The 5,654-nt window shown below is 78.0% G+C and carries 5 protein-coding genes and 1 pseudogene; all 6 read right to left on the bottom strand.

Annotation, left to right across the window (positions count from 1 at the left end; genetic code table 11):
* Positions 1-254, bottom strand: a pseudogene (locus ACRYM2_RS22675) (hypothetical protein); the annotation flags it as partial.
* Positions 255-328: 74 nt separating this feature from the next.
* On the bottom strand, positions 329-586 hold the full coding sequence (locus ACRYM2_RS22670; protein WP_432524933.1) for a hypothetical protein: 258 nt from the start codon (positions 584-586) through the stop codon (positions 329-331).
* Positions 587-788: 202 nt separating this feature from the next.
* Positions 789-2,234 carry an MDR family MFS transporter gene (locus tag ACRYM2_RS22665; RefSeq protein WP_432524931.1) on the bottom strand — a complete coding sequence of 482 codons (1,446 nt, stop codon included), beginning with the start codon at positions 2,232-2,234 and terminating at the stop codon, positions 789-791.
* Between the two features lie 21 nt (positions 2,235-2,255).
* Positions 2,256-3,593 (bottom strand): multidrug effflux MFS transporter, encoded by a 1,338-nt coding sequence (locus ACRYM2_RS22660; protein ID WP_432524929.1) that lies wholly within the window; start codon positions 3,591-3,593, stop codon positions 2,256-2,258.
* Between the two features lie 145 nt (positions 3,594-3,738).
* The gene (locus ACRYM2_RS22655) at positions 3,739-4,602 is read right to left on the bottom strand and encodes a GOLPH3/VPS74 family protein (RefSeq protein ID WP_432524928.1); all 864 of its coding nucleotides are present in this window, start codon (positions 4,600-4,602) and stop codon (positions 3,739-3,741) included.
* On the bottom strand, positions 4,589-5,452 hold the full coding sequence (locus ACRYM2_RS22650; RefSeq protein ID WP_432524927.1) for a cell wall-binding repeat-containing protein: 864 nt from the start codon (positions 5,450-5,452) through the stop codon (positions 4,589-4,591). Before ACRYM2_RS22650 ends, ACRYM2_RS22655 begins: the two co-directional genes overlap by 14 nt.
* Positions 5,453-5,654 lie beyond the last annotated feature (202 nt).

Raw genomic sequence — 5,654 nt, 5'->3', positions numbered from 1 at the left:
GGGGGGGGTCCGCCCGGCGGCGGTGCGTTGCACAAGATGGGCGCGGGTGCGGGTGCTGAGCCGGCCCCCGGGCTCGCGGGGCGCCGCGTGAGCACCTCGTCCCGGCGCCGGTCCGCCACCTCGGCCCGACCGCGGCCGGCCCCCGGCACCCGCCCGGCCGTCCCCAGCGTGGTCGACAGCGGCAGCCCCGCCACCACGAGGTCGGCGGAGGACGGTAGTGGGCCGGTGGTGGGGCGGGGTGCGGTCGGGGGCATGCAGAGAGCCTCCGAGCACCGCGAGTGCGGCACCGGAGGCTCGGGGGGACCTCACCGCCTCGGGCGGGGACCGGTCAGCTCGCCTCGCGCGCCCACGCGTCGGCCCACGCCTCCAGCGCTCCGCCGGCCAGGGCGTCGCGCAGGTCCAGCAGCGCGACCAGCCGGTCGGTGCCGAGCCCGGCCAGCGCGACGATCGTCGCCGCCCTGATCGCCTCGTCGTGCAGGTCCTCCGGGGTGAGCCGGTGCAGCTCCGGCAGCCGGGCGCTGGTGCGCGGGTGCCCGCGCCAGCGCTCGATGCGCTGCCACAGCTCGTGGACGGCAGGGGTGGTCATGGGTACCTCGCTCGTGGTGCTGGTGCTGGTGCTCGTCGTGGTCGCGGGGCGCGCTCCGCTCCGGGAGCCGCTGGACCGGACGCCCCGCCCGGCTCGTCCCGACCGGCTGGCCCCGCCCCCTGCACAACACCGCGAGCCCCCCTCCCGAGGCCCGCGGGAGGGTGTCGCGTGCATCACGTCCCCGTCAGGAGGCACGTCCCCGTCAGGAGGCCCGCACGGCGTCGGCCGGGGCGCCGGAGCGCGTCCCGTCCTCGCGCGGCATGCACGCGACGGCGGCCAGCAGCAGCACCGAGACGGCGGCGGTGGCGATGAAGACGTGGTGCACCGCGCGCGTCAGGGCGTCGGGGTCGACGCCGGCGCCCTCCAGCGCGGTGGCGCCCAGCGTCGCGTTGACGACGGCGCCGAACGCGGCGACGCCCACCGCACTGCCCAGCGAGCGGAAGAACATGTTGGTGGCGGTCACCACCCCGCGCTGCTGCCAGCCGACGGCGGCCTGCGCCGCGATGAGCGTCGGAGCCGCCGTCAGCCCCATGCCCAGCCCGATCGCGAAGCAGGTCGCCCCGACCTGGACGACGCTGGAGGAGCGGTCCAGCAGCAGCAGCGCCGCGCTGGAGGCCACCACGACCAGCGAGCCGAGCAGGGCCGTGGCCCGGATCCCGATGCGCAGGTACAGGCGCCCGGCCTGCGAGGCCGAGATCGGCCAGCCGAGGGTGAGCGCGGCCAGCGCGAAGCCGGCGACCAGCGGACCGGTGCCCAGGGCCTCCTGCACGTAGGTCGGCACGTAGGAGGTCAGCCCCAGTAGCACTGCCCCCACGAACGCCGACACCAGGCTCGTGGTGACGATCAGGCGGTGGCGCAGCAGCGCGAGCGGGACGACGGGATCGGCGGCGCGCCGCTCCACCGCCACGAACACCGCCAGCAGCAGCACCCCGGCCGCCAGGACCGCGACGCCCTGCGGCGACGCCCACGCCCAGGCCTGCCCCCCTTCGAGCAGCCCGAGGACGAGCAGCGTCAGGGCGGTGGTGAGCACCACCGCACCGGCGTAGTCGATGCGCGGGCGGCTGCGCTGGACGTCCTCCTCGAAGCGGCGCCAGATCATGGCGCCGGCCAGCAGGCACAGCGGGACGTTGACGAGGAAGATCCAGCGCCAGCTGACGTACTCGGAGAACACCCCGCCCAGGGTGGGGCCGACCACGGAGCTGACGGCCCACACGCTGGCGATGTAGCCCTGCACCCGGGCCCGCTCGGCCAGCGAGTACAGGTCACCGACGATCGTCATGGACATCGGCTGCACCGCACCGGCGCCCACGCCCTGCAGGGCCCGGAAGGCGATGAGGGCGCCCATGTCCCACGCCAGCCCGCACAGGATCGAGCCGACGAGGAACAGGCCGATGCCGACGAGCATGACCGGCTTGCGGCCGAAGACGTCGGCGAGCTTGCCGTACACCGGGACGGTGACCGCCTGGGCCAGCAGGTAGATCGAGAACAACCACGGGAACTGGGCGAAACCGCCGATGCTGCGCACGATCGAGGGCACCGCGGTGGCGATGATGGTGGAGTCGATCGCCACCAGCGCGGTGGAGAGCATGACCGCGATGAGCACCGGTCCCCGCTCGGAGCGGAGACCCACGCCTGTCGACCGCGTCATCGTGCGCGTCCCCGCGGGCCGTCAGTGGGCGACGACGGCGGTGGGGTCGGCGTCGGCCACCAGGCGCCAGGGGCGCACCACCACCAGCAGGACGGCGGTGCCGAGCACCAGGGCGGTGAGGATCACCGCGGCCATGGCGCGGGCGTCGTTGCCGAGCACGCCCACCAGGGGGGAGACCAGCGCACCGACGCCGAACTGGACGGCGCCCAGGAGCGCGGCGGCCGCGCCGGCGGCCTCACCGTGCCGGGACAGGGCCAGCGCGGGGGCGTTGGGCAGGGCCAGGCCGGTGGAGAACAGCACCAGCCACAGCGGCAGCGCCACCCCGAGCAGGCCGCCGGTGCCCGTGGTGGCGAGCACCAGCAGCACCGCGCCGGCGAGCAGGCCGACGAAGGTGCCGGCCATGAGCACCTGCGAGGGGGTGAAGCGGCGCAGGGCCAGCGGGTTCAGCTGGGTGGCCCCGATCAGCCACACGGCGCCGGCGCCGAAGAGGAGGCCGAACTGCTGCTGGTCCAGCCCGAACTGGTCCTGGTACACGAACGAGGCACCGGCCACGTAGCTGAAGAGGGCGGCCATGGTCAGCCCGGCCACGAGGACCAGGCCGAGGTAGGTGCGGTCGCGCAGGAGCCCCCGGTAGGTCTGCACGGTGGCGCCCAGGCGCAGCGGGCGGCGGTCCTCGGGCGGCAGGGTCTCGCGCAGCGAGCGCGCGCCGAGCGCCAGCAGCAGCAGCCCGTAGACGGCCAGCAGCAGGAAGATCCCGCGCCAGGAGGTGAAGCGCAGCACCTCGCCGCCGATGGTCGGGGCCAGCACGGGTGCGGCACCGATGACGAGGAACAGCCGGGAGAGCATCGTGGCCGCCGCGCGCCCCTCGTACAGGTCGCGCACGATCGCCAGGGCGATGACGGCACCGGCCGCCGTGCCGACGCCCTGCAGCACGCGCAGCGCGCCGAGGACGGCGATGTTCGGGGCCAGCAGGACCAGCAGGGAGGCGAGCACGTGCAGGGCGGTCCCGGCCATCAGCGGGCGCCGCCGGCCGAGGGCGTCAGAGAGCGGACCGATCACCAGCTGACCGAGCGCCAGGCCGACGAGCGTGCCCGTCAGGGTCAGCTGCACCGCGGCCTCGGTGGTCTCCAGCTGCGCCCCGATGGTGGGCAGGGCCGGCAGGTACATGTCGATGGTCAGCGGGCCGACGGCGACGAAGGCGCCGAGCACCAGCGCGGTGCGCCCCATGCTCGGCCGGGACGGCGCGTCGGCGGCAGGCGGCTCGCCGGCCGGGGACGGCTGCCGCGGCAGGGGCGGCCGGGCCGGCGGGGTGGAGCTGCTCGCGCCGGCGGCGGGTGGACGGTCGGTGCGCGAGGTCATGGCGGCTCTTCCGTGGCGGGGCTGGGTCAGCCGGGCACGGGGAGCCGGTGGCTGCCCGTCCACGCGGCGAGCGCGACAACCGGCGGGCGGGCGCATCCATTCCCCCGCGGCCGCCGGCGGTGGCGGGCGGGCAGGCGCCGGCGGGTCAATCGCCGCCGCCACCACCTCCACCGGAGTCACCGCCCGAGTCGCCGCCCGAGTCGCCGCCGGAGTCGTTCGAGGTGCCGTCCAGCGCCGGGCCGTCACCGCCGGACCCGACGCGGGCGAGGGCACCCACCGCGACCTGGACGCCCTCCAGCGCCTCCACCGCCGCCTCGGGCAGCGCGCCCACCCGCTCCAGCGCCTCGGCCAGCACGTCGGCCGCCTCGTCGACGTCCAGACCGGCCGGCAGCCCCGGCACCACCGACCCCAGGCAGCCGGCCGCGGACAGCAGCAGCACCAGGCAGGCCGGTCCCGGGTCCACCTCCCGCAGCCGCCGGCGCCGGTGGGCGGCCACCAGCGCCGCCCGCACCTGCCGGTGCACCCGGGCCAGCGCGGTCCCGTCGGCCGGCCAGCGCACCGACGACCACAGCAGCAGGCGCCGCGCGCGCACCTCGCGCACCGCGCCCGCCTTCGCCAGGGCCGCCACCGCCTCCTCCCACACCGGGCGGCCCGCGACGGCCCGCACGGCCCGGCGCGCGGGCAGCGGGCGCTGCGCGAGCCCGGCCGCCACCGCTTCCAGGCGCGGCGCGGTCGGCCCGCCCGGAGCGGGAGCGGGCAGCACCCGCAGGACGCCGGTGTCGGGGTCGGCCTGCACGCGCCCGGCCAGCACGAGGTCGCACAGCAGGGCCCCGGCCAGCACCGCCCGCGCGGACCGCGCCGGCAGCACGCGCCGGCCGCGCTCGTCCAGCAGGAGCAGCGCCGCGCGGTCGGCCATCAGCACGGTGGGCGCCCCGGGAGCGCGCTCGGCTGCTGCACCGCCGTCCCCGCCGGCCTGGCGCTCGCCGGCGGTCCGCTCAGGAGTCCCCACCCTCGACCTCCACCGCACCGACGGCCGTGGCGCGCCAGAAGCCGTGGGTGTCGAACCACGCCTCGACGACCTCCTGCGCCGCGGGGTCGTCCCCCACGAGCAGCGTGCCGCGGCCGAGGGCCCCGGCGGCCAGGGCGTCCACCAGGTGGCCGCGCACGCCGGGGGCGAGGACGACGTCGATCGCGGGCAGCCCGCGGTCCACCCCCTCCTGGGCGAGGGCCGCGGCGGTGCCGTAGCGGTCGACGCCCTCGGCGCGGTGCGGCGCGGGCAGCGGCGCCAGCGCCTCCGGCGTCACCCCCGCCGGGCCGCCGGCGACCGTGGTGGAGGTGACGCCCCGCGCGGAGAGCAGCTGCGCGGCGGGGATCGGGTCGTCGTCGGCGACGACCACCAGCGGCTCGCCGAGCCGGGCGGCCACCCCGGCGGCGGCCAGCGCGTCCACGAGGTGGGCCTCCTCGCCGGAGGCCACCCACCCGTGGGCGGCGCGCGGCACCAGCGCGGCCACGGCGCGCGAGGTGGCGTAGCGGTCGGGGCCGGCCACGCGCTGCACGTCCGTGACGCCGAGGTCCCGTAGCCGCTGGACCGTCGCCTCGCCGAGTGCCTGCGCGCCGCCGACGAGCAGCACCGAGCGCACCCGGCGCTCGGCCAGGTGGGCGGCGGTGGCCGCGGGCAGGCCGTCGCGCGTGGCGAGCAGCACCGGTGCGGCGAGGCTGCGCGCGAGCGGGGCGGCGGAGAGGGCGTCGACGAGGTGGGCGTCCTCCCCGCTGACCAGGACCGCGACGTCCGCCTCGGGGAAGCCGTGCTCGGCGATCTCGACCGCGGTCGCGTAGCGGTCCGGACCGCTCAGCTGCACCAGCTGCCCCGGCGTCCCGCTGGGCAGCGGCGCTCCCCGGTAGCTGCGCGCGTCCGCGCAGCCCGGGTGCTGGACCGGCGGCGCCGGCGCGCAGACCGGGGTGAGGGTCTCGAAACCCGGCTCGGGGGGGGGGGGGGGCGGCGGGGGGGGGGGGGGGGGGGGCGGGGGGGGGGCCGGCCCGCCGGCGGGCCCGGGCGCGCGG

This window comes from Kineococcus aridisoli, from assembly GCF_050871885.1.
GTDB lineage: Bacteria > Actinomycetota > Actinomycetes > Actinomycetales > Kineococcaceae > Kineococcus.
Note: the sequence above shows the minus strand (reverse complement) of the source record. Positions and strands in the feature narration are given on the sequence as shown.